20 protein-coding genes are annotated in these 21,388 nt (G+C 73.9%); 11 read left to right on the forward strand and 9 right to left on the reverse strand.

Going from position 1 to position 21,388, the window contains the following annotated elements:
• The first annotated feature begins 147 nt into the window (after positions 1-147).
• The 5 genes from ACFYWQ_RS16770 (at position 148) to ACFYWQ_RS16790 (ending at position 4,687) form a co-directional block, all read left to right on the forward strand.
• Positions 148-1,386, forward strand: a complete 1,239-nt coding sequence (locus ACFYWQ_RS16770) for a MurT ligase domain-containing protein (protein WP_389517078.1) — start codon at positions 148-150, stop codon at positions 1,384-1,386.
• Between the two features lie 19 nt (positions 1,387-1,405).
• Entirely contained in the window at positions 1,406-2,134 is a 729-nt protein-coding gene (locus tag ACFYWQ_RS16775) for a type 1 glutamine amidotransferase (protein WP_389517080.1), read from the forward strand.
• 214 nt (positions 2,135-2,348) lie between these two features.
• Positions 2,349-3,374 carry a 6-phosphofructokinase gene (locus ACFYWQ_RS16780; protein WP_389517082.1) on the forward strand — a complete coding sequence of 342 codons (1,026 nt, stop codon included), beginning with the start codon at positions 2,349-2,351 and terminating at the stop codon, positions 3,372-3,374.
• Between the two features lie 109 nt (positions 3,375-3,483).
• Positions 3,484-4,434, forward strand: coding sequence for a cytochrome c oxidase assembly protein (locus tag ACFYWQ_RS16785; protein WP_389517084.1), 951 nt, complete (start codon positions 3,484-3,486; stop codon positions 4,432-4,434).
• An 82-nt stretch (positions 4,435-4,516) separates the two neighbouring features.
• The gene (locus ACFYWQ_RS16790) at positions 4,517-4,687 is read left to right on the forward strand and encodes a hypothetical protein (RefSeq protein WP_385074669.1); all 171 of its coding nucleotides are present in this window, start codon (positions 4,517-4,519) and stop codon (positions 4,685-4,687) included.
• A 117-nt stretch (positions 4,688-4,804) separates the two neighbouring features.
• On the opposite strand, the gene ACFYWQ_RS16795 is transcribed toward ACFYWQ_RS16790, so the two are convergent.
• Genes ACFYWQ_RS16795 through ACFYWQ_RS16810 form a run of 4 tightly spaced genes read right to left on the reverse strand, consistent with a single transcriptional unit; the run spans position 4,805 to position 8,832 of the window.
• The gene (locus tag ACFYWQ_RS16795) at positions 4,805-6,010 is read right to left on the reverse strand and encodes a sensor histidine kinase (protein WP_389517086.1); all 1,206 of its coding nucleotides are present in this window, start codon (positions 6,008-6,010) and stop codon (positions 4,805-4,807) included.
• A complete protein-coding gene (locus ACFYWQ_RS16800; RefSeq protein ID WP_389517088.1) occupies positions 6,007-7,722 on the reverse strand; it encodes a cation acetate symporter in 1,716 nt (571 codons plus the stop codon). Before ACFYWQ_RS16800 ends, ACFYWQ_RS16795 begins: the two co-directional genes overlap by 4 nt.
• Positions 7,719-8,081, reverse strand: a complete 363-nt coding sequence (locus tag ACFYWQ_RS16805) for a hypothetical protein (RefSeq protein ID WP_389517090.1) — start codon at positions 8,079-8,081, stop codon at positions 7,719-7,721. The genes ACFYWQ_RS16800 and ACFYWQ_RS16805 overlap by 4 nt, the downstream gene beginning before the upstream one ends.
• A gap of 1 nt (position 8,082) precedes the next feature.
• A complete protein-coding gene (locus tag ACFYWQ_RS16810) occupies positions 8,083-8,832 on the reverse strand; it encodes a LytR/AlgR family response regulator transcription factor (protein WP_385074659.1) in 750 nt (249 codons plus the stop codon).
• A gap of 78 nt (positions 8,833-8,910) precedes the next feature.
• On the opposite strand from ACFYWQ_RS16810, the gene ACFYWQ_RS16815 reads away from it, so the two are divergent.
• The 6 genes from ACFYWQ_RS16815 (at position 8,911) to ACFYWQ_RS16840 (ending at position 16,970) form a co-directional block, all read left to right on the forward strand.
• On the forward strand, positions 8,911-9,405 hold the full coding sequence (locus ACFYWQ_RS16815) for an Lrp/AsnC family transcriptional regulator (protein WP_385074656.1): 495 nt from the start codon (positions 8,911-8,913) through the stop codon (positions 9,403-9,405).
• Positions 9,406-9,513: 108 nt separating this feature from the next.
• Complete coding sequence (ddaH, locus tag ACFYWQ_RS16820) at positions 9,514-10,401, forward strand: dimethylargininase (protein WP_389517093.1); 888 nt, start codon at positions 9,514-9,516, stop codon at positions 10,399-10,401.
• Positions 10,398-11,624: an ornithine--oxo-acid transaminase gene (gene rocD / locus ACFYWQ_RS16825; protein ID WP_389517095.1), complete on the forward strand. Its 1,227-nt coding sequence runs from the start codon at positions 10,398-10,400 to the stop codon at positions 11,622-11,624. The genes ddaH and rocD overlap by 4 nt, the downstream gene beginning before the upstream one ends.
• 194 nt (positions 11,625-11,818) lie before the next feature.
• Complete coding sequence (locus ACFYWQ_RS16830; protein ID WP_389517097.1) at positions 11,819-14,521, forward strand: SpoIIE family protein phosphatase; 2,703 nt, start codon at positions 11,819-11,821, stop codon at positions 14,519-14,521.
• An 89-nt stretch (positions 14,522-14,610) separates the two neighbouring features.
• Positions 14,611-16,098 carry a PP2C family protein-serine/threonine phosphatase gene (locus ACFYWQ_RS16835; RefSeq protein WP_389517098.1) on the forward strand — a complete coding sequence of 496 codons (1,488 nt, stop codon included), beginning with the start codon at positions 14,611-14,613 and terminating at the stop codon, positions 16,096-16,098.
• 149 nt (positions 16,099-16,247) lie between these two features.
• Positions 16,248-16,970, forward strand: a complete 723-nt coding sequence (locus tag ACFYWQ_RS16840) for a lysophospholipid acyltransferase family protein (protein ID WP_389517100.1) — start codon at positions 16,248-16,250, stop codon at positions 16,968-16,970.
• Positions 16,971-17,026: 56 nt separating this feature from the next.
• On the opposite strand, the gene ACFYWQ_RS16845 is transcribed toward ACFYWQ_RS16840, so the two are convergent.
• The 5 genes from ACFYWQ_RS16845 to ACFYWQ_RS16865 all read right to left on the reverse strand — a co-directional run bounded on the left by ACFYWQ_RS16845 (position 17,027) and on the right by ACFYWQ_RS16865 (position 21,385).
• Positions 17,027-17,782, reverse strand: a complete 756-nt coding sequence (locus ACFYWQ_RS16845; protein WP_389517102.1) for an urease accessory protein UreD — start codon at positions 17,780-17,782, stop codon at positions 17,027-17,029.
• A 1-nt stretch (position 17,783) separates the two neighbouring features.
• Entirely contained in the window at positions 17,784-18,461 is a 678-nt protein-coding gene (gene ureG / locus ACFYWQ_RS16850) for an urease accessory protein UreG (protein ID WP_389517104.1), read from the reverse strand.
• Between the two features lie 213 nt (positions 18,462-18,674).
• Positions 18,675-19,349, reverse strand: a complete 675-nt coding sequence (locus tag ACFYWQ_RS16855) for an urease accessory protein UreF (RefSeq protein ID WP_389517106.1) — start codon at positions 19,347-19,349, stop codon at positions 18,675-18,677.
• A 10-nt stretch (positions 19,350-19,359) separates the two neighbouring features.
• Complete coding sequence (locus ACFYWQ_RS16860) at positions 19,360-21,081, reverse strand: urease subunit alpha (RefSeq protein WP_389517108.1); 1,722 nt, start codon at positions 21,079-21,081, stop codon at positions 19,360-19,362.
• Positions 21,074-21,385, reverse strand: a complete 312-nt coding sequence (locus tag ACFYWQ_RS16865; RefSeq protein ID WP_389517110.1) for an urease subunit beta — start codon at positions 21,383-21,385, stop codon at positions 21,074-21,076. The genes ACFYWQ_RS16860 and ACFYWQ_RS16865 overlap by 8 nt, the downstream gene beginning before the upstream one ends.
• Between the last annotated feature and the right edge of the window lie 3 nt (positions 21,386-21,388).

The raw sequence follows: 21,388 nt of genomic DNA on the forward strand, positions 1-21,388 counted from the left end.
TACGGTCCTTTCTGACACGGGCATGCCGCGCGCGGGGTCGGCCGGTGCCGGGATTCGGGAGTGCGAATGGATCTCGATAGGCTGACCACCCACCACGTTGCCGTCAGGCTTCAGGCGCGGCGCGTACGCAAGGAGGATCGAGAACTGATGGCAGGCAACTCGGACCCGCTCACGCCACGGGCCAAGCTGGCCGTGACCGCGGGCAAGGCGGTCGCGGCGGCATCACGCGCCGCGGGGCGCGGCAGCGGTTCGGTGATCGGCGGCCGGGTGGCGCTGAAACTCGACCCCGACCTCCTCGCCCGGCTCGCACAGAACCTGGACGTGATCCTGGTCTCGGCGACCAACGGCAAGACCACCACCACCCGGCTGATCGCGGAGGCGCTGCGGGCCGCGGGCCCGGTCGTGTCCAACGCGCTCGGCGCCAACATGCCCGCGGGCATCACCTCGGCGCTGGCGGGCGGCTCGGACGCCAAGTTCGGCGTGATCGAGGTCGACGAGAAGTACCTCGCGGGCGTGGCCCGGGACACCGCGCCCAAGTGCATCGCGCTGCTCAACCTCTCCCGCGACCAGCTCGACCGCGCCGCCGAGACCCGGATGCTCGCGGAGAACTGGCGCGAGGGGCTGGCCGGCTCCAAGGCCGTCGTCGTGGCGAACGCCGACGACCCGCTGGTCGTGTGGGCCGCGTCCTCCTCCCCCAACGTGGTCTGGGTCGCCGCGGGGCAGATGTGGAAGGACGACGCCTGGTCCTGCCCCTCCTGCGGCGGTGTGATGCAGCGCCCCGGGGACGACTGGTTCTGCGGCGAGTGCGGCTTCCGCCGGCCGACCCCGAGCTGGGTGCTCTCCGGCGACCACGTCCTCGACCCGCACGGCTCCGCCTGGCCCATCCACCTCCAGCTGCCGGGCCGCGCCAACAAGGCCAACGCCGCCTCCTCGGCCGCCGTGGCCGCCGTCTTCGGCGTGCCGCCGCAGGTGGCCCTGGAGCGCATGTACCAGGTGCAGGCCGTCGCCGGACGCTACGACGTCGTCCAGTTCATGGAGCGCGACCTGCGGCTGCTGCTGGCGAAGAACCCCGCGGGCTGGCTCGAGACGTTCAGCCTGATCGATCCGCCGCCCACCCCGGTCATCCTGTCGGTGAACGCGCGCGGTGCCGACGGCACCGACACCTCCTGGCTGTGGGACGTCGACTACACCCGCCTCACCGGCCACCCGATCTTCGTCATCGGCGACCGCAAGCTGGACCTCGCGGTGCGCCTGGAGGTCGCGGGCCAGCACTTCCAGGTGTGCGACAGCGTCGACCAGGCGGTGCAGCTGGCGCCGCCCGGCCGGATCGAGGTCATCGCGAACTACACCGCCTTCCAGGACCTGCGCCGCCGCGTCGGCAACTGAGACGAGGAACCCTCACGTGATGAGCGACAACCAACTGCGCATCGTCTGGGTCTACCCGGACCTGCTCAGCACCTACGGCGACCAGGGCAACGCCCTGGTCGTGGAGCGCCGCGCGCGGCAGCGCGGCCTCGACGTGGCGCGTCTCGACGTCCGCAGCGACCAGCCGATCCCCACCTCCGGCGACATCTACCTCATCGGCGGCGGCGAGGACCGGCCGCAGCGGCTCGCGGCCGAGCGGCTGCGCCGCGACGGGCACCTGTACCAGGCGGTGAACAACGGCGCGATCGTGTTCGCGGTCTGCGCCGGCTACCAGATCCTGGGCCACGAGTTCGTCAACGACCTCGGGCAGCGCGAGCCGGGCCTCGGCCTGCTCGACGTCACCACGGTGCGCGGCCAGGGCGAGCGGTGCGTCGGCGACGTCCTCGCCGACATCGACCCGCGCCTGGGCCTGCCGCCGCTGACCGGCTTCGAGAACCACCAGGGCGTCACCCACCTCGGCCCCACCGCCCGTCCCTTCGCCCGGACCCAGATCGGCAAGGGCAACGGCACCGGCGACGGCACCGAGGGCGCCTACAACGACACCGTGTTCGGCACGTACATGCACGGCCCGGTGCTCGCCCGCAACCCGCTCATCGCGGACCTGCTGCTGAAGCTGGCGCTCGACGTGAACGCGCTCCCGCCGATCGACGACCACTGGTACGAGGCGCTGCGCAACGAGCGCATCGCGGCGGCGCAGCAGCCGGCGTGACCGCGTGCCGCGGCGGCCCGTCCGACCAGCTGTTCTCCCGATGGTCGGTCCACCGTCAGCAGCCCGTCTGACCGTGTATCCGCACAGGTGAGCAGGTCCGTCCAGCAGGCGGACGTGTTCTTCGGCCCCGCCCCCTCCTGCCGCTAGGGTGGCGGGGATCGAGCCGGACGACGCGGTCCGGACCCGGCCCCTGCGAAGAAGGTTGTATCGGGCTATGCGCATTGGTGTCCTCACGTCCGGCGGCGACTGCCCCGGCCTGAACGCCGTCATCCGGTCCGTCGTGCACCGTGCCGTCGCCGACCACGGCGACGAGGTCATCGGTTTCCGGGACGGCTGGAAGGGCCTCCTGGAGTGCGACTACCTCAAGCTCGACCTCGACGCGGTGGGCGGCATCCTCGCCCGCGGCGGCACGATCCTCGGCTCCTCCCGCGTGCAGCCCTCGCACCTGCGGGACGGCGTGGAGCGGGCCCGCGGCCACGTCGCGGAGCTCGGCCTCGACGCCATCATCCCGATCGGCGGCGAGGGCACGCTCAAGGCGGCCCGTCTGATGTCGGACAGCGGCCTGCCCGTGGTGGGCGTGCCGAAGACCATCGACAACGACATCGCGGTCACCGACGTCACCTTCGGCTTCGACACGGCCGTGGGCGTGGCGACGGAGGCCCTCGACCGGCTGAAGACCACCGCCGAGTCCCACCAGCGGGTCCTCGTCGTGGAGGTCATGGGCCGCCACACCGGCTGGATAGCGCTGCACTCGGGCATGGCGGCCGGCGCCCACGCCATCGTCGTGCCCGAACGGCCCTTCGACATCGAGGAGCTCGCCGCGCGCGTGGGCGAGCGGTTCGAGGCGGGCAAGCGGTTCGCGATCGTCGTCGCGGCGGAGGGGGCCAAGCCGAAGCCTGGGACCATGGCCTTCGACGAGGGCGGCAAGGACATCTACGGGCACGAGCGGTTCGCCGGCATCGCACGGCAGCTCTCCCTCGAGCTGGAGTCCCGGCTCGGCAAGGAGGCCCGTCCCGTGATCCTCGGGCACGTGCAGCGGGGCGGTACGCCCACCGCGTACGACCGGGTGCTGGCCACCCGGTTCGGGTGGCACGCGGTGGAGGCGGTGCACCGGGGCGAGTTCGGGATGATGACGGCGCTGCGCGGCACGGACATCGTGATGGTGTCGCTGGCGGAGGCGGTCGAGACGCTCAAGACCGTGCCGGTCGAGCGGTACGCGGAGGCGGAGACCGTTCTGTAGCCGTACGACGAGTTCCTCCGGCCCCCGGTGACACAGGTCGCCGGGGGCCTCTCTACTCTTGGGGGCGGCCGGAAACGTACATCCCCCCACGAATCAGGAGCCGTCGAACATGGATCACAGCGGGCACGGCATGACCATGGATCTGCCGCCGTTCACGCTGGGGCGGGGTCTTCAGTGGTCGGCGGACCCCTTCTTCCTCGTCGCCTGCCTGCTGGGGCTCGGCCTGTACGCGTGGGGGGTCGTCCGGTTGCGGCGGCGCGGGGACGCGTGGCCGGTGTCGCGGACGGTGGCGTACGTCGTGGGCGTGCTGACCGTGGCGCTGGTGATGTGCACCCGGCTGAACGACTACGGCATGGTCATGTTCAGCGTGCACATGGTGCAGCACATGGTGATCAGCATGCTGTCGCCGATCCTGATCCTGCTCGGCGCGCCCGTCACCCTGGCGCTGCGCGCGCTGCCGACGGCGGGCCGGGGGCGCAAGGGGCCGCGGGAGCTGCTGCTGATGCTGCTGCACAGCCGGTACCTGCGGGTGATCACGCACTTCGCCTTCACGATCCCGCTGTTCATCGCGAGCCTGTACGCGCTGTACTTCACGCCGCTCTTCGACTTCCTGATGGGCTCCAGGGCGGGGCACCTGGCGATGATGGTGCACTTCCTCGCGGTCGGTGTGGTGTTCTTCTGGCCGATCATGGGTGTCGACCCGGGGCCCAACCGGCCGGGCTACCTGATGCGGATGCTGGAGCTGTTCGCCGGCATGCCGTTCCACGCGTTCTTCGGCATCGCGCTGATGATGGCGTCGACGCCGATGGTCACGTCGTTCGCGAACCCGCCGGCCTCCCTCGGCATCGACGCCCTCTCCGACCAGAACGCGGCGGGCGGCATCGCCTGGGCGTTCAGCGAGGTCCCGTCCGTGCTGGTCCTCATCGCCCTGCTCTTCCAGTGGTACGGGTCGGAGCAGCGGCAGGCCAAGCGCAAGGACCGGGCCGCCGACCGGGACGGCGACAAGGAGCTCGAGGCGTACAACGCCTATCTGGCCTCGCTGAGCGCCCGCCAGGACTGACGGGCCTGCGCCGAACGGCGGAACCAGGGCACCATGGAGGGGGACGCGCCCTGCGGAGGGTGTGCCGGAGGAGGGTGTCGCGATGCCCGGTACGACGGACGGCTCCACGAAGACCATGGGGGTGATCACCCTCGGCGGGCTCGTGGTGGTGACCGCCTACACGGTGGCGCTCGGCAGCAACGGCTGGCTGTGGTTCGGCTGGGTCGTGCTCGGACTGATCACGCTCGCGCTGGTGGTGACGCGGACGCCCTGAGGCCGGCCCGGGGCGGGGCGGACCGGGCCGTCCGGATGGTGGACGGCCCCGGCGGCGGACGGTCCCGAGCGGCGGACGGTCCCGGGGCGGCGGACGATCCCGAGCGGCGGACGGTGTTCAGCCGGGCCCGGGCCGGGCCGCCGGGTGCACCCCCGGCCGGTACTTCGGCAACCGGGCGGTGACCTTCATCCCGGCCCCGGGCGCGGTCTCGATGACCAGGCCGTGGTCGTCGCCGTACACCTGGCGGAGCCGGTCGTCGACGTTGGACAGGCCGATCCCGCCGGAGGGGCTCACCTCGCCGGCCAGGATGCGGCGCAGCAGGACCGGGTCCATGCCCGCGCCGTCGTCCTCGATCACGACGAGCGCTTCGGCGCCGGCGTCCTGGGCGGTGATCTGGATGTGGCACTTGTCGGTCTTGCCCTCCAGGCCGTGCTTGACGGCGTTCTCCACCAGGGGCTGGAGGCACAGGAACGGCAGGGCGACCGGGAGGACCTCGGGGGCGATCTGGAGGGTGACGGAGAGGCGGTCGCCGAAGCGCGCGCGGACCAGCGCCAGGTAGTGGTCGATGGCGTGCAGCTCGTCGGCGAGGGTGGTGAAGTCGCCGTGCCGCCGGAACGAGTAGCGGGTGAAGTCGGCGAACTCCAGCAGCAGCTCCCGGGCGTGCTCGGGGTCGGTGCGGACGAACGACGCGATCACCGCGAGCGAGTTGAACACGAAGTGCGGTGAGATCTGGGCGCGCAGCGCCTTGAGCTCGGCCTCGATGAGGCGGGTGCGGGACTGGTCGAGGTCGGCCAGCTCCAGCTGGACGCTGACCCAGCGGGCGACCTCCCCGGCGGCCCGGACGAGGACGGCGGACTCGCGGGGCGCGCAGGCGACGAGGGCGCCGTGCACCCGGTCGTCGACGGTGAGCGGGGCGACGACGGCCCAGCGGACGGGGCAGTCGGGGGTGTCGCAGGCCAGCGGGAAGGCCTCGCCGCGGCCGGTGTCGAGCGGGCCGGCCAGCCGGGCCGTGATCTCGGCGCGGTGGTGGGCGCCCACGCCGTCCCAGACCAGCACCTGCCGGCGGTCGGCCAGGCAGAGGGCGTCCGTGCCGAGGAGGGTGCGCAGCCGGCGGGCCGACTTGCGGGCCGTCTCCTCCGTCAGGCCGGCCCGCAGCGGGGGTGCGGCGAGCGAGGCGGTGTGCAGGGTCTGGAAGGTGGCGTGCTCGACGGGGGTGCCGAGGCCGCCCAGGGTCTCGGGGCGGGCGGTGCGCCGGCCGAGCCAGAACCCGGCGGCGAGGAACGGCAGGATCGCGATGCACAGGCCCGCCAGGAAGCCGCTCACGCCTTCACCTCCGCCGCCCGCAGCTCCTCGGGGAGGTGGAAGCGGGCCAGGACCGCCGCCGTGCCGGGCGGGACCCGGCCCGCGGTGGCCAGGGACACCAGGACCATGGTGAGGAAGCCCAGCGGGACGGACCACAGGGCGGGCCAGGCGAGCAGGGCGTGCGCGGTTCCCGTCACGGGCAGTCCGGCCATGGTCGCGGCGACCGCGACGAACGCCGAACCGCCGCCCACCAGCATCCCGCAGGCCGCGCCGGGCGGGGTGAGCCGCCGCCACCAGATGCCGAGGACGAGCAGCGGACAGAACGAGGACGCGGAGACCGCGAAGGCCAGCCCCACCGCGTCCGCCACCGGCAGCCCGCCCACCAGCAGGCTCGCCCCCAGCGGGACGGCCATGGCGAGGCCGGTGCCGAGCCGGAAGTGGCGCACGCCGCGCGACGGCAGCACGTCCTGGGTGAGCACGCCCGCCACGGCCATGGTCAGCCCCGACGCGGTGGACAGGAACGCGGCGAAGGCGCCCCCGGCGACCAGCGCGCCGAGCAGGTCGCCGCCGACGCCGCCGATCACCCGGTCCGGCAGGAGCAGCACGGCGGCGTCGGCGTCGCCGGTGAGGGCGAGTTCGGGGGCGTAGATGCGGCCCAGGGCGCCGTAGAGGGGCGGGAGGAGGTAGAAGCCGCCGATGAGGGCGAGGACGGCGACGGTGGTGCGGCGGGCGGCGACGCCGTGCGGGCTGGTGTAGAAGCGGACGACGACGTGGGGCAGGCCCATGGTGCCGAGGAAGGTCGCGAGGATCAGCCCGTACGTGGCGTACAGGGGGCGTTCCTCGCGGCCGGCGGCGAGGGAGGTGGACAGGCCGCCGTTGCCGCCGCGGTCGGCGGTGGGGACGGCGGTGCCGCGCGGGAAGGTGAGGCGGGTGCCCTGGTCGATGCGGTGGGTGCCGGCCGGGAGGCGGAGTTCGGCGCCGTGGTGCCGGCGGCCGTCGACGGTGCCGTCCACGGTCACGGTCAGGGGCCGGTCCAGCCTGAGGTCGAGCCGGTCGTCGACCCGGACGGAGCGCTGGTCGCGGAATGCGGGCGGTTCCTCGAAGACGTGCCGGGGCGCGCCGTCGCCCTGCCAGGCGAGGACCAGGAAGAGGGCCGGGACGAGGAGCGCGGTCAGCTTGAGCCAGTACTGGAAGGCCTGGACGAAGGTGATGCTGCGCATGCCGCCCGCGGCGACGGTCGCGGTGACGACGACGGCCACGATCAGACCGCCGAGGGTGTCGGGGGCCCCGGTGAGGACGGTCAGCGTCAGCCCGGCGCCCTGGAGCTGCGGCAGCAGGTAGAGCCAGCCGACGCCCACGACGAAGGCGCCCGCGAGCCGTCGTACCGCCTGGGAGGCGAGGCGGGCCTCGGCGAAGTCGGGGAGGGTGTAGGCGCCGGAGCGGCGCAGCGGGGCGGCGACGAACAGCAGCAGCACCAGGTATCCGGCGGTGTAGCCGACCGGGTACCAGAGCATGTCCGGGCCCTGGACGAGGACCAGGCCGGCGATGCCCAGGAAGGACGCGGCGGACAGGTACTCGCCGCTGATGGCGGCGGCGTTGAGGCGGGGGCCCACGGTGCGGGAGGCGACGTAGAAGTCGGAGGTCGTGCGGGAGATCCGCAGGCCGAAGGCGCCGACCAGGACGGTCACCACGACGACGAGGGCGACGGCGGGGACGGCGAAGGCCGAGTTCACCGGTCCTCCACCAGGCGGACCAGGTCGCGTTCGTTGCGTTCGGCACGGCGGACGTACCAGCGGGCGAGGAGGACGAGCGGGGTGTAGAGGCCGAAGCCGAGGACCGCCCACTCCAGGCGGCGGGCGTCGGGCATCGCCGCGAACAGCAGGGGCAGCGGGCCGACGAGGAGGGCGAGGACGGCGAAGGCGGTGAGCGCGGCGCGCAGCTGGGTGCGCATCAGGGAGCGGACGTAGGTGTGGCCGAGGGTGGTCTGCTCCTCTATCTCGGTGCGCGGGCGGTGGTGGCCGGAGGTGCGCCGGGCGCGCCGGGGCGGGCCGGTGACGACGACGCGGCGCTCGGCGGGGTCCTGAGGGGGCACGTCACGGCCTCCTCATCAGCAGGTCCCGCAGTTCCCGGGCGTGCCGGCGGCTGACCTGGAGCTCCTCGCCGCCGACCAGGACGCTCACGGTGCCCGCGTCGAGGCGGAGCTCGGCGACATGGCGCAGGGCGACGAGGTGCCGGCGGTGGATGCGGACGAAGCCGCGGGCCCGCCAGCGCTCCTCCAGGGTGGAGAGCGGGATCCGGACGAGGTGGCTGCCGCGGTCGGTGTGCAGCCGGGCGTAGTCGCCCCGCGCCTCGACGTGGGTGATGTCGTCGACGGCGACGAACCGGGTCACCCCGCCGAGCTCGACGGGTATGTGGTCGGGGTCGGGCTCGTGGACCGGGATGCGGGGTGCGGTGCCGCGCAGCTCGGCGGCCCGGCGTACGGCCTCGGCGAGGCGTTCCGCGCGGACCGGCTTGAGGACGTAGTCGACGGCCTTGAGGTCGAAGGCCTGGACGGCGAAGTCCTCGTGGGCGGTGACGAACACGACCAGCGGCGGGCGGGCGAAGCCGGTGAGCAGCCGGGCCAGGTCGAGGCCGTCCAGGCCGGGCATCTGGATGTCGAGGAAGACGACGTCGACGGCTTCGGGGCCGTCGGGGCCGGACTCCAGGGCGCGGTTGATCCGGCGCAGTGCCTCGGTCGCGTCACCGGCGCCCTCCACGCTGCCGATCCGGGGATCGGCGGCGAGCAGGTACAGCAGCTCCTCCAGCGAGGGGCGTTCGTCGTCGACGGCGAGGGCGCGCAGCATGAACGTGGAGTGTAGGGGCGATCCGCACGGCTGGACACGTGCCGGGGCATGGACGTATCCGCTGGATACAGTGCCGACATGAGCAGCACACCGCCGCCGTTCGACGGACTCGACCGGAAGATCCTCACCGCGTTGATGGCGAACGCCAGGACGAGCTTCGCCGAGATCGGCTCGGCGGTCGGGCTGTCGGCGACGGCGGTCAAGCGCCGGGTGGACCGGTTGCGGGACAGCGGGGTGATCACCGGGTTCACGGCGACGGTGCGGCCGTCGGCGCTGGGCTGGCGGACGGAGGCGTACGTGGAGGTGTACTGCGAGGGCGCGGCGCCGCCGCGGCGGCTCGCGGAGGTGGTGCGCAACCATCCGGAGATCACCGCGGCGATGACCGTGACCGGCGGGGCGGACGCCCTGCTGCACGTGCGGGCGCGGGACGTGGAGCACTTCGAGGAGGTGCTGGAGCGCATCCGGGTCGAGCCGTTCATCCGGAAGACGATCAGTGTGATGGTGCTGTCGCACCTGCTGCCGGAGAGTCCGGAGGCCGGCGCCACCCAGGTGGCTCCCGACGACGGCGGCTGACGCAGCGGTCGTGCGCCCGGTGGGCCGACTACGCAGCGATCGTGCTTGAACACGCAGTGATCGTTCCTTGTCGGGCGTCCTGTCGCTTCCTACCGTGGTGTCAACCACATGTCGACACCACCGTCGACGCCGGAGGAAAAGCGGAGGAACCCCTCTGTGACCGTCAGCCGTGCGGCGCGCTCCCGGCGCTTCCTGGTCTGTGACCCCAGACACTTCGCCGTGCAGTACGCGATCAACCCCTGGATGCATCCCGACACCCCCGTCGACGTCGACCTCGCCCGTGATCAGTGGCAGGCCCTGATCCGCGCCTACCGCGCCCACGGCCACACCGTGGACACCGTGGAGCCGGTCCCCGGGCTGCCCGACATGGTCTTCGCCGCGAACTCGGCGGTCGTCGTGGACGGCCGCGTCTTCGGCTCCCTCTTCCACGCGCCGCAGCGGCGCCCCGAGTCCGTGCACTACGACACCTGGTTCAAGGCGGCGGGCTACGACGTCCACCGGCCCGAGTCCGTCTGCGAGGGCGAGGGCGACCTGGTGTGGACGGGGCGGTACCTGCTGGCGGGCACCGGGTTCCGTACGACCCGGGAGGCGCACCGCGAGGCGCAGGAGTTCTTCGGCCACCCGGTGATCAGCCTGACGCTGGTGGACCCGCACTTCTACCACCTCGACACGGCGCTGTTCGTGCTGGACGGCGATCCCGCGGACGCCGCCTCGGACACCGCGAACATCGCGTACTACCCGGAGGCGTTCTCGCCGGGCAGCCGGGAGGTGCTGGCGCGGCTGTACCCGGACGCGGTGCTCGCGACCCGCGAGGACGCGCTGGCGTTCGGGCTCAACTCCGTCTCCGACGGCCGTCACGTCTTCATCGCGCCGCGTGCGGAGGCGCTCGCGGCCCGTCTGGCCGATCGTGGCTATGTCCCCGTCCCCGTCGACCTCTCGGAGTTCCAGAAGGCCGGCGGCGGCATCAAGTGCTGCACCCAGGAGATCCGCTCATGACCGCACCCGCCCGTACGCGTACCTCCGCCGACCTGATCCGGGCCGAGGAGCCCGTCCTGGCCCACAACTACCACCCGCTGCCGGTGGTGGTGGCGCGCGCCGAGGGCGCCTGGGTGGAGGACGTCGAGGGCCGCCGGTACCTCGACATGCTGGCCGGCTACTCGGCGCTGAACTTCGGCCACCGCCATCCGGCGCTGGTCGAGGCGGCGCACCGCCAGCTGGACCGCCTCACCCTCACCTCCCGCGCCTTCCACAACGACCGGCTCGCCGAGTTCGCCGAGCGGCTCGCGGAGCTGACGGGCCTGGACATGGTGCTGCCGATGAACACCGGCGCCGAGGCGGTCGAGAGCGGCGTCAAGGTGGCCCGCAAATGGGCGTACGAGGTGAAGGGCGTCCCGGCCGACCGGGCCACGATCGTGGTGGCGGCGGACAACTTCCACGGCCGTACGACGACGATCGTGAGCTTCTCGACGGACGAGACGGCCCGGCGGGGTTTCGGGCCGTTCACCCCCGGCTTCCGGATCGTGCCGTACAACGACCTCGCGGCGATGGAGGCGGCGGTCGACGAGACGACCGCGGCGGTGCTGATCGAGCCGATCCAGGGGGAGGCGGGCGTCGTCATCCCCGACGACGGCTACCTCGCGGGCGTCCGTGAGCTGACCCGCCGGGCCGGGTGCCTGTTCGTCGCCGACGAGATCCAGTCCGGGCTGGGCCGTACGGGCCGCACCCTGGCCGTGGAGCACGAGGGCGTCGTGCCCGACGTGCTGCTGCTCGGCAAGGCGCTGGGCGGCGGCATCGTGCCGGTGTCGGCGGTCGTCGCGCGGCGTGAGGTGCTGGGCGTCCTGCGTCCGGGTGAGCACGGGTCGACCTTCGGGGGCAATCCGCTGGCGGCCGCGGTCGGCACGGCGGTGGTGGAGCTGCTGGCGACGGGTGAGTTCCAGCGGCGGGCGGCCGAGCTGGGCGTCGTGCTGCGGGACGGCCTGACCGGGCTGGTCGGCAAGGGCGTGGTGGGGTTCCGCGCGCGCGGGCTGTGGGCGGGGGTCGACGTGGACCCGGCGGTGGGCACCGGCCGGGAGATCGGGGAGCGGCTGCTGGCGGAGGGCGTCCTGGTCAAGGACACGCACGGCTCCACCATCCGGCTGGCACCGCCGCTGACGATCACCGCGGAGGAGCTGGAGTCGGCCCTGGGGGCGCTGGAGCGGGTGTTGCGCCGGACGGGCTGAGGGCTCCGCCCGGCGGGGCGCGGAACGGGGGCGTACCGGCTCCGTACCGGCGCGGCGGCTCCGTACCGGCGCGGCCTCCCCCTTCGCCGTGGGGACCGCCGCCGGAGGGACCCGCGTCGCGCACATCGTGGAGGCGCAGGGTGAAGATGGAGGCAAGTGGTGGCGGACCACTCTCAGCGACAGAGAGGTCGACCGTGGGCTCACACGACGAGGACGACGTTGCCCGCCGGCGGTTCGACGTGGCGGACGCCGCGCCCCTGCTGCTCGACGCACGGGGTGTGGTGACGAGCTGGACCCGGGACGCCGAGCGGCTGCTGGGGTACGCGGCCGTCGAGGCGGTGGGCAAGGACCTGGCCGGGCTGCTGGCCCACGGGGACGCCGAGCGGATGCCGGACGTGCTGGAGCGGTGCCGCCGGGACGGCGGCTGGGCGGGGCTGCTGGCGGCCCGCCGCGCGGACGGCCGGACGGTGCCGCTCATGGCCCGGATCACCTCGGCGGACGAACTCGGCGGGCCGGGGCGCTGGCTCCTGCTGCTGTGCGAGCGGGGCGACGCCCCCGGCTGGAGCATGAACCGTCAGGTGCTGGAGCAGTTGGTGGCCGGTTCGCCGATCGGTATCGCCATCGTCGACACCGACCTGCGCTTCGTGTGGTCGAACACGGCCCTGAGCCGGTTCGGCGGCGGCCCGCCCGAGCGCCGGCTGGGTCTGCGGTTCGCGGACGTCCAGCCGGGCCTGCCCGCGGAGGCGATCGAGGCCCAGATGCGGCGTGTGCTGGAGAGCGGCGAGACCGTCGTCGGCTACGAGCACGTGGGGCGCGTCCGGGCGGCGCCGCACCGGGAGACGGCGCACGTCTTGTCGTTCACCCGCCTCGACGACGAGCACGGGCGTCCGATGGGCGTCTACTACACGGTCGTGGACATCACCGACCACCACCGTGCCCGGCAGCGCCTGGCCCTGCTGGACCGGGCCGGCCGGCGCATCGGCCGCAGTCTGGACATCGCGCGGACCGCGCAGGAGCTCGCGGACGTGGCGGTGACCGGTTTCGCCGACGCCGTCGCCGTGGACCTGCTGGAGCCGGTGCTGCGGGGTGCCGAGCCCGCCGTGGAGCAGGCACCGGGCGAGACCGTGGTGCTGCTCAGGGTCGGGCAGCGGTCGGGAGCGGAGGGGGCCGGTGACGATCTCACCGGGTCCGGTTCGGGTACGGCGTCCGGCTCCGGGTCCGGCACGGGTACGGCGTCCGGCTCCGGGTCCGGCACGGGTACGGCGTCCGGCTCCGGGTCCGGGTGCGGCACCGGCACCGGCACGGCGTCCGGCTCGGGTACGGCGTCCTGCTCGGGCTCCGGTTCCGGCTCCGGCTCCGGTCGCGCCGACGTCGGCGCCGGTGCCGGGGCCGGGGCCGGTGCCGGGGCTGGGGCTGGGGCTGGGGCTCGGATCGGGGGCGGTGCCGGGGCGCATCCCGTCGTCGCGTATCCGGCCGGGTCGCCTCCCGTGGGCTGTCTGGTCACCGGGCGGCCCTGGCGGGCGGAGCGGCTGGAGGAGGCCGGGGGCTGGGGGCCCGCGCTGCCCGAGGTCGGCGGGGAGCCCGTCGGGCCGCCCAGTGTGCTGGTGGTGCCGGTCCGGGCGCGCGGCACGACCCTGGGCATCACGACGTTCCTGCGCCACCCCGGCAAGGAGCCCTTCGCCGAGGACGACGTCGCGCTGGCCGAGGACCTGGTGTCGCGGGCGGCCGTCTGCGTGGACAACGCCCGCCGCTACACCCGCGAGCGCGACGCGGCGCTCGTGCTCCAGCGCAGCCTGCTCCCCCACCGGCTGCCCGAGCAGGACGCCGTCGAGGTGGCCGCCTGCTACCTGCCGGCCGACGAGCTGACCGGCATCGGCGGGGACTGGTACGACCTGATCCCGCTGTCGGGCGCACGGGTGGCGCTCGTGGTGGGCGAGGTGCCCGGACACGGCATCGACGCCGCCGCGGCCATGGGGCGGCTGCGGACCGCCGTGCGGACGCTCGCCGCCCTGGACCTGCCGCCGGACGAGATCCTCGCCCACCTCGACGACCTGGTCGCCTGCACGGCCCGGGAGGAGGTCGGCGGGCCGGAGGCGTGGGTGGAGGCCCCGGAAGCGGTGGGGTCGGGGTGCCTGTACGTCGTCTACGACCCCGTCGACGGGCACTGCGCGATGGCCGCCGCCGGGCATCCCGCGCCGGCCGTCGTGCTGCCCGACGGCGCGGTCACCTTCGTCGACCTGCCGCAGGGGCCGCCCCTGGGCGCCGGCGGGCCGCCGTTCGAGTCGACCGAGCTGCTGCTGGCGCCGGGCAGCACGCTGGCCCTGCACACCGACGGTCTGCTGGCCGGGGGCGAGGAGTGGACGCTGCACACCGACCGGGAGCGGCTGCGGCGGGCCCTGGAGCGGCAGGAGCCCGGGCTGGACCTGCGCTGCCGGGCGGTGATCGACGTCCTCGCCCCGGACCGGCCGCACGACGACGTGGCGCTGCTGATGGCCCGCACCCGCCGTCTCTCCCCCGACCAGGTCGCGGAGTGGGAGCTGCCCGCCGACCCGGCCGCGGTCGCCGAGGCCCGCAAGGCCGCGAGCCGCCGGCTGGCCGAGTGGGACCTCGCCGAGCTGTCCTTCACCACGGAACTGGTGGTCAGCGAACTCGTCACCAACGCGATCCGGCACGCCGCCGGTCCCATCCGGCTGCGGCTGATCCGTGAGCGCACCCTGGTCTGCGAGGTGCACGACGGCGTCACCACCGCGCCCCATCTGCGTCATCCGCGCACCACGGACGAGGGTGGGCGGGGGCTGCTGCTGGTCTCGCAGGTGACCCGGCGCTGGGGCACCCGTTTCGTCCCCGGCGGGAAGATCATCTGGGCCGAGCAGTCGCTCACGGGACCGGAGCTGTGACGCGGCCGCCGCTCCCCACCGACCGACCTTCATGACAAAATGTCCCAATATCGACATACGCGGCAGAGGTCGGACGGGGCGTGGGTCGGATGGGGCATGGATCGGACGGGACGGACGGGACCGGTGCCGGCATCGGCACCACTGTCGGTCCCGGGGACGGGACCGGCGTCGGCGTCGGCGTCGGTGAAGAAGCCGACCCCCGCCCGGGGACCGGGACCGAACCGGCGGTCGACTACGCCGCGGTGTTCCAGGCACTGCCCGGCAGCGTGTCCCTGCTGACCCCCGGGCTGGTCTTCGCCGACGCCAACGAGGCGTTCCTGCGCCTGGCCGGACGCCGGCGCGAGCAGGTGGTCGGACGCCATCTCTTCGAGGTCTTCCCGGACAACCCGAACAACCCCTCGGCGGACGGCGTGCGGAACCTGGAGGCCTCGCTGCGCCGGGTGCTGACCACCGGCGAGCGCGACGCCATGGCCCTGCAACGCTACGACGTCCAGCCGGCCGACCGGCCCGGCGAGTGGGAGGAGCGCTACTGGAGCCCGGTCAACGCGCCCGTGCGCGGGGCGGACGGCTCCGTGGTGCTGGTGGTGCACCGCGTCGAGGAGGTCACCGAACTGCTCCGGGCCCGCGGCGCCGGCCGGTCCGGAAACCAGCCGGAGAACCAGCCGGAGAACCAGTCGGAGAACCGGTCGGAGAACCAGCCGGGGAGCCGGTCGGAGAACCAGCCGGAGAACCGGTCGGGGAACCCGTCAGGGATCCGGTCGGCAGGCCCGGCGGAGGACCCGCCGCACGCGCTGGAGGCCGAGCTGTACACCCGCGCCCGCGAGCTCCAGGAGGTCAACGACCGGCTGCGGCGGGCCCACGCCCATGAGCGCGAGGTGGCCCTCGCCCTCCAGGAGGCGATGCTGCCCGCGCCCGGACGGGTCCGCCACCACAGCGCGGCCGTGCGCTACCGGCCCGCGGTCGGCGCGCTCAACGTCTGCGGGGACTGGTACGACCTGGTCGACCTCGTCGGCGGCCACCGCATCGGCGTGGCCGTCGGCGACGTCGTGGGGCACGGCCTGGCGGCGGCCGGGGTGATGGGCCAGCTGCGCAGCGCGCTCAGCGCCGCCTCCCGGATGGCCGCGGGTCCCGCCCAGGCCCTGGACGTGCTGGGCCGGTACGCGCACGTGGTGGACGGCGCGGAGGCGGCCACGGCGGTCACCACGTTCGTCGACTTCGACCACCACACCATCACGTACAGCAGCGCCGGCCACCTCCCGCCCGTGCTGGTGCACCCCTCGGGCCGGGTGGAACTGCTCGACCGGGCGACCGATCCCCCGCTCGACGCCCGGCCCGACCCGGTGCCCCGGCCGCAGGCGACCACCTCCTTCGACACCGGCGCCACACTGGCGCTGTACACCGACGGCCTGGTGGAGCGGCGGCGCGAGTCCATCGACACCGGACTGGCCCGTCTGACGGAGGCCCTCGCCCGGCACCGGACCGAGGACCCCGAGACCCTGGCCGACTCCGTCCTGCTGGAGCTGCTGCCGCCCGGTGGCACGACCGACGACACGGCGCTCGTCGTCGTGCGGCTGTGAAGGGGTACCCCGGTGGTACGCGGTGACGTGCCGTCAGCCACCGGGTTCCGGCCGCACCCGCCCCCGCCTACACTGGCAGCCCACACCGTGCCGGTCGACCTGCCGGAACACGGCGGCCCCGCCGATCGGCCGGACTGAGGAGCGACGCCTTGTTCTACCACCTCCTGAAGTACGTGGTGCTGGGGCCGCTGCTGCGGCTGCTGTTCCGGCCCCGCATCGAGGGGCTGGAGCACGTACCGGAGTCCGGCGCGGCGATCATCGCCGGGAACCACCTGTCGTTCTCCGACCACTTCCTGATGCCGGCGGTCCTCAAGCGGCGCATCACCTTCCTCGCCAAGGCCGAGTACTTCACCGGTCACGGCATCAAGGGCCGGCTGACCGCCGCCTTCTTCCGCAGCGTCGGGCAGATCCCGGTCGACCGCTCCGGCAAGGAGGCGGGCCAGGCCGCGATCCGCGAGGGCCTCGGCGTCCTGAGCAAGGACGAGCTGCTGGGCATCTACCCGGAGGGCACCCGCTCGCACGACGGCCGCCTCTACAAGGGCAAGGTGGGCGTCGCGGTGATGGCCCTGAAGGCCGGGGCGCCGGTCGTCCCCTGCGCCATGATCGGCACCTTCGAGGCGCAGCCGCCCGGCCAGAAGATCCCCTCCTTCCGTCCCGTCGTCATCCGCTTCGGCGAGCCGCTGGACTTCTCCCGCTACGCCGGCATGGAGAACGACAAGACGGTCCTGCGCGCGGTCACCGACGAGATCATGTACACGATCCTCACGCTGTCGGAGCAGGAGTACGTCGACCGGTACGCGGCCGTGGTCAAGGCGGAGGAGGAGGCCGGCCGGGCGAAGGCGCGCAGGTTCCCCCGGCTGCCGCTCAGCTGACCGGGGACCGCTGACCGCAGGCCCCGCAGAGCATGCGGGCCGCGCGCACGCGGACGTCACTCCAGGGACATGAGCGCCTCGTCCAGGATGCGCCGCAGCCGCAGACCGTCCGGGGCGACGGCGGTCACCAGGGCGGCCGGCCCGGCCAGCGGCACGAGGGTGGCGGTGTCGCCGAGCACCCGGGCGGTCACCGGCCGGTCGCCGAACTCGGGCCGTACGACGACCAGTTGGCCGAGGGCGCGATGTCCGCCGAGGACGGCGGGCCCGTCCCAGCCGCCGGGGGCGCCCGGACCGCAGGCCAGCTGCTGGTCGAGCACGGGCCGTCCGCCGACGCGTACGACGAGGCGGCTGGTCAGGCGCCCCGGCTCCTCCCCCACCCGCCCCAGCACCTGCTCCTCACGCAGCACGAGCCGGGCCCGCGGCGCCAGTCCGACGTGCGTGGTGACATACAGGTCACTGCCCTGAGCGGAGATCAACGGCTCCGGCAGCCAGTGCAGTTCACCGTCGTCGGCGACATCGATCCGTACGTCGTAGCGGGCCTCCTCCTTGCCCTGGCCCGGCAGGGCGATGGTGGCGGCGGCCGAGCCCAGGCGCAGCCGGGCACCGCTGTCGACGGCCGCCTCGACGGCGAGGCGGTCGCCGCCGAGGGGGCCGCTCATCGCGCCGACGAGCAGGACGCGCGCCTGACCGCCGTCACCGCCGCGGGTACGCCGCAGCGCGAGGGGCCCGGCGCTCTCCAGGACGGGCAGGGCGGTCCCGCCGCGCCCGTCCCGCCGCGCGCGGATCCGGGCGGTGGCGTGCACACCGCTCATCTCACGCCACCCATGCGGCGCGCTGCTCCCGCACCCACTCGGCGACGTCCCGCACGCCGGTCGCGCCCCTCAGCGACTGGAACACGACGGGCAGTTCGGCGCGCTGCGCCTTGGCGTCGGCGGCCATCCGGGCGAGGTCGGACCCGACGTACGGGGCGAGGTCGGTCTTGTTGACGACGAGCAGGTCGGCGGTGGTGACGCCGGGCCCTCCCTTGCGCGGGATGTCGTCCCCGCCGGCGACGTCGATGACGAAGATCTGGGCGTCCACCAGGCCCTTGGAGAAGGTGGCGGTCAGGTTGTCGCCCCCGGACTCGACGAGGATCAGGTCGAGCGGCCCCACCTCGTCCTCCAGGTCCTCCACGGCCTCGAGGTTGGCGGAGATGTCGTCCCGGATGGCGGTGTGGGGACAGGCGCCCGTCTCGACGGCCGTGATCCGCTCCGGCGGCAGCACGGCCTCCCGGAGCAGGAACTCCGCGTCCTCCCGCGTGTAGATGTCGTTCGTCACGACGGCCAGCGAGAGTTCGTCCCGCAGGGCACGGCAGAGCGCGGCGACGGTGGCGGTCTTCCCCGACCCGACGGGACCGCCGAGCCCGATACGGAGGGCGCGCCGCGCCCCGTCGGGCCGACGGGCGTCGGCACCGACGGCCGGGGTGACGGGGTGGGGGTGATCGAGGTGCACGTGAAACTCCTTCGCTTGCGAACGCCGGTCAGGACAATGCAGCCCGTCTGCCGTCGCCCGATGAGGCGCCGGCCAGGACAATGCAGCCCGTCTGGGGGTCCCCCCTCTGGGGGAGTTTGAGGACGAGGCCCGTTCAGGGCCGAAGCGGGGGCCCAGGGGCCGGCAGCCCCCTGACGGGGTCGAAGGGGCGGAGCCCCTTCAGGGAGAGACCCCTCACGACGCGAACAGCCGCACCGGCCACCCCGCATGCCCCTCCGCCCCGATCTCGAGCAGCGGCGCGGAGGCGGACGGCAGCGCGTCGGCCCCGGCGGCCACCGCCGCCCGACCCGCCGCGACCGCCCGGTCGACCACCCGGTCCGTCTCCGGCGCCAGCCGCGCCAGCACCGCCGTGGCCGAGAAGGGGTCGAGGCTCAGCAGCCGCACCACCGCCGTCGCCGGTCCGCTCACGCTCTCGTACGCCGCGCAGTGCGCCGCGTCCTCGGGCCCGAGTCCGGCCGCGCGGGCCGCCAGGCCCAGCACCACCGGCTGGTGGGCGCCCTTGGGGAACGCCCGTGCCAGGGCGTCCAGTTCGTCGCTCGGCCAGACCGCGCGGGCCGCTCGTGTCAGCTGCCGTCCCAGTTTCCGCGCGGCCGTGCGCAGCGCGGGGGACGGGGTCCGGGCGTCGGCCGCCGCGTCGAGTTCCGCCGGGTCGCCGCCGGCCGCGGCGGCCGCGGCCAGGGCGGCCGCCACCAGCCCCGCGGTGTGCAGCCGTCCGCGGCAGAAGTCCTCCAGGCTCGCCGCGCCGGTGATCCGTCCGGCCTTGACGGCTTCCTCCGCCCCGCCGGAGTGCGCGTGCCCTCCGGCGGGGAAGCGGCCGTCGGCCAGGACGAGGAGCGCTGCCCTTGTCATGGCGGCGTCCTCAGAAGAGGAAGTAGCGCTGGGCCATGGGCAGCTCCGCGGCCGGTGTCGCCTCGACGAGTTCCCCGTCGACGCGCACGGCGAAGCTGTCGGGGTCGATCTCGACCCGGGGCCGGGCGTCGTTCTCCCGCATGTCCGCCTTGGTCACGCCCCGCGTGGAGTCGATGGCGACGAACCTCTTGCCCAGGCCCAGCCGTTCCGGCAGCCCGTCGTCGAGGGCGAGCGGGGCCACGAAGTTCACGGAGTTGGCGGCCGGTGCCCGGCCGATCGCCCCGTACATCGGGCGGGGCAGGATGGGCTGCGGGGTGGGGATGGAGGCGTTGGCGTCGCCCATCTGCGCGTACGCGATCTGCCCGCCCTTGAGGACGAGGTGCGGCTTGACGCCGAAGAACGCCGGTTCCCACAGGACGAGGTCGGCGAGCTTGCCCGTCTCGACGGAGCCGATCTCCCGGGCGAGGCCCTGGGCGAGCGCCGGGTTGATCGTGTACTTGGCGACGTACCGCCGTACCCGCCGGTTGTCGGCCCGGCCGTCGCCGGGCAGCGCGCCCCGCCGCCGCTTCATGACGTGCGCGGTCTGCCAGGTCCGCAGGACGACCTCGCCGACCCGGCCCATGGCCTGCGCGTCGGAGGAGATGATGGAGATGGCGCCCAGGTCGTGGAGGACGTCCTCCGCGCCGATGGTCGAGGGCCGGATGCGGGACTCGGCGAACGCCAGGTCCTCGGGCACCGCGGGGTTGAGGTGGTGGCACACCATCAGCATGTCGAGGTGTTCCTCGGCGGTGTTCACGGTGTACGGCCGCGTCGGGTTCGTCGAGCTGGGCAGGACGTGCGGCTCGGAGACGACGGTCATGATGTCGGGCGCGTGCCCGCCGCCGGCGCCCTCGGTGTGGTAGGCGTGGATGCCGCGGCCGGCGATCGCGGCGAGCGTGTCGCCCACGAATCCGGCCTCGTTGAGGGTGTCGGTGTGGATGGCGACCTGGATGCCGGTCTGCTCGGCGACGGTCAGCGAGGCGTCGATGACGGCCGGCGTGGAGCCCCAGTCCTCGTGCAGTTTGAGGCCCAGCGCCCCGCCCCGGATCTGCGACAGCATCGCCTCGTGGGAGACGGTGTTGCCCTTGCCGAGGAAGCCGATGTTCAGCGGGTACCGCTCCATCGCCTCCAGCATGCGGGCGAGGTGCCAGGGGCCGGGTGTCACGGTCGTCGCCTTGGAGCCCTCGGCGGGCCCGGTGCCGCCGCCCACGAGCGTGGTGACGCCCGCCGCGAGCGCCTCGTCGGCGATCTGCGGGCAGATGAAGTGGACGTGCGCGTCGACGGCTCCGGCGGTGAGGATGCGGCCGTTGCCGGCGATGATCTCGGTCTCCGGGCCGATCACCAGGTCCGGGTGGACCCCGTCCATGGTGTCGGGGTTGCCCGCCTTGCCGATGCCGGTGATCCGGCCGTCGCGGATGCCGACGTCGGCCTTGACGATCCCCCAGTGGTCCACGATCACGGCGCCGGTGACGACGGTGTCGGGCGCGCCGTCCGCGCGGGTGGCGCGGGACTGGCCCATGGACTCGCGGATGACCTTGCCGCCGCCGAACACGGCCTCGTCCCCGGCGAGTCCGGGACCACCGGAGCGGTCCTCCTCGATCTCGACGATCAGGTCGGTGTCGGCGAGCCGGATGCGGTCACCGGTGGTGGGGCCGAACAGGTCGGCGTACGCGGCACGGGAGATCTCAGGCATCGAGGGCGCCTCCGGTCTCGCCGCGCAGCCCGGGCACCACGCGGGCGCCGGCGAGGGGGACGAGGGCGACGTCGACGGGCAGCCCCGGCTCGAAGCGCACGGCGGTGCCCGCGGGGACGTTCAGCCGCTTGCCGCGTGCGGCGGCGCGGTCGAACTCCAGGCCGGGGTTGGCCTCGGCGAAGTGGTAGTGGGAGCCGACCTGGACGGGCCGGTCGGCGGCGTTGAGGACGGTGAGCCGGGTGACCTCACGGCCCTCGTTGTACACGATCGGGTCCTCGGCGAAGAGGATCTCTCCGGGGATCATCGG

This window comes from Streptomyces sp. NPDC003247, from assembly GCF_042888135.1.
GTDB lineage: Bacteria > Actinomycetota > Actinomycetes > Streptomycetales > Streptomycetaceae > Streptomyces.

Coding starts and splice junctions, on each gene's coding strand:
- ACFYWQ_RS16770 (WP_389517078.1), top strand. CDS start 148: ATGGCAGGCAACTCGGACCCGCTCACGCCACGGGCCAAGCTGGCCGTG.
- ACFYWQ_RS16775 (WP_389517080.1), top strand. CDS start 1,406: ATGAGCGACAACCAACTGCGCATCGTCTGGGTCTACCCGGACCTGCTC.
- ACFYWQ_RS16780 (WP_389517082.1), top strand. CDS start 2,349: ATGCGCATTGGTGTCCTCACGTCCGGCGGCGACTGCCCCGGCCTGAAC.
- ACFYWQ_RS16785 (WP_389517084.1), top strand. CDS start 3,484: ATGGATCACAGCGGGCACGGCATGACCATGGATCTGCCGCCGTTCACG.
- ACFYWQ_RS16790 (WP_385074669.1), top strand. CDS start 4,517: ATGCCCGGTACGACGGACGGCTCCACGAAGACCATGGGGGTGATCACC.
- ACFYWQ_RS16810 (WP_385074659.1), bottom strand. CDS start 8,832: ATGCTGCGCGCCCTCGCCGTCGACGACGAACGCCCCTCGCTGGAGGAG.
- ACFYWQ_RS16815 (WP_385074656.1), top strand. CDS start 8,911: ATGAGCAGCACACCGCCGCCGTTCGACGGACTCGACCGGAAGATCCTC.
- ddaH (WP_389517093.1), top strand. CDS start 9,514: ATGTCGACACCACCGTCGACGCCGGAGGAAAAGCGGAGGAACCCCTCT.
- rocD (WP_389517095.1), top strand. CDS start 10,398: ATGACCGCACCCGCCCGTACGCGTACCTCCGCCGACCTGATCCGGGCC.
- ACFYWQ_RS16835 (WP_389517098.1), top strand. CDS start 14,611: ATGGGGCATGGATCGGACGGGACGGACGGGACCGGTGCCGGCATCGGC.
- ACFYWQ_RS16845 (WP_389517102.1), bottom strand. CDS start 17,782: ATGAGCGGTGTGCACGCCACCGCCCGGATCCGCGCGCGGCGGGACGGG.
- ACFYWQ_RS16855 (WP_389517106.1), bottom strand. CDS start 19,349: ATGACAAGGGCAGCGCTCCTCGTCCTGGCCGACGGCCGCTTCCCCGCC.
- ACFYWQ_RS16860 (WP_389517108.1), bottom strand. CDS start 21,081: ATGCCTGAGATCTCCCGTGCCGCGTACGCCGACCTGTTCGGCCCCACC.
- ACFYWQ_RS16865 (WP_389517110.1), bottom strand. CDS start 21,385: ATGATCCCCGGAGAGATCCTCTTCGCCGAGGACCCGATCGTGTACAAC.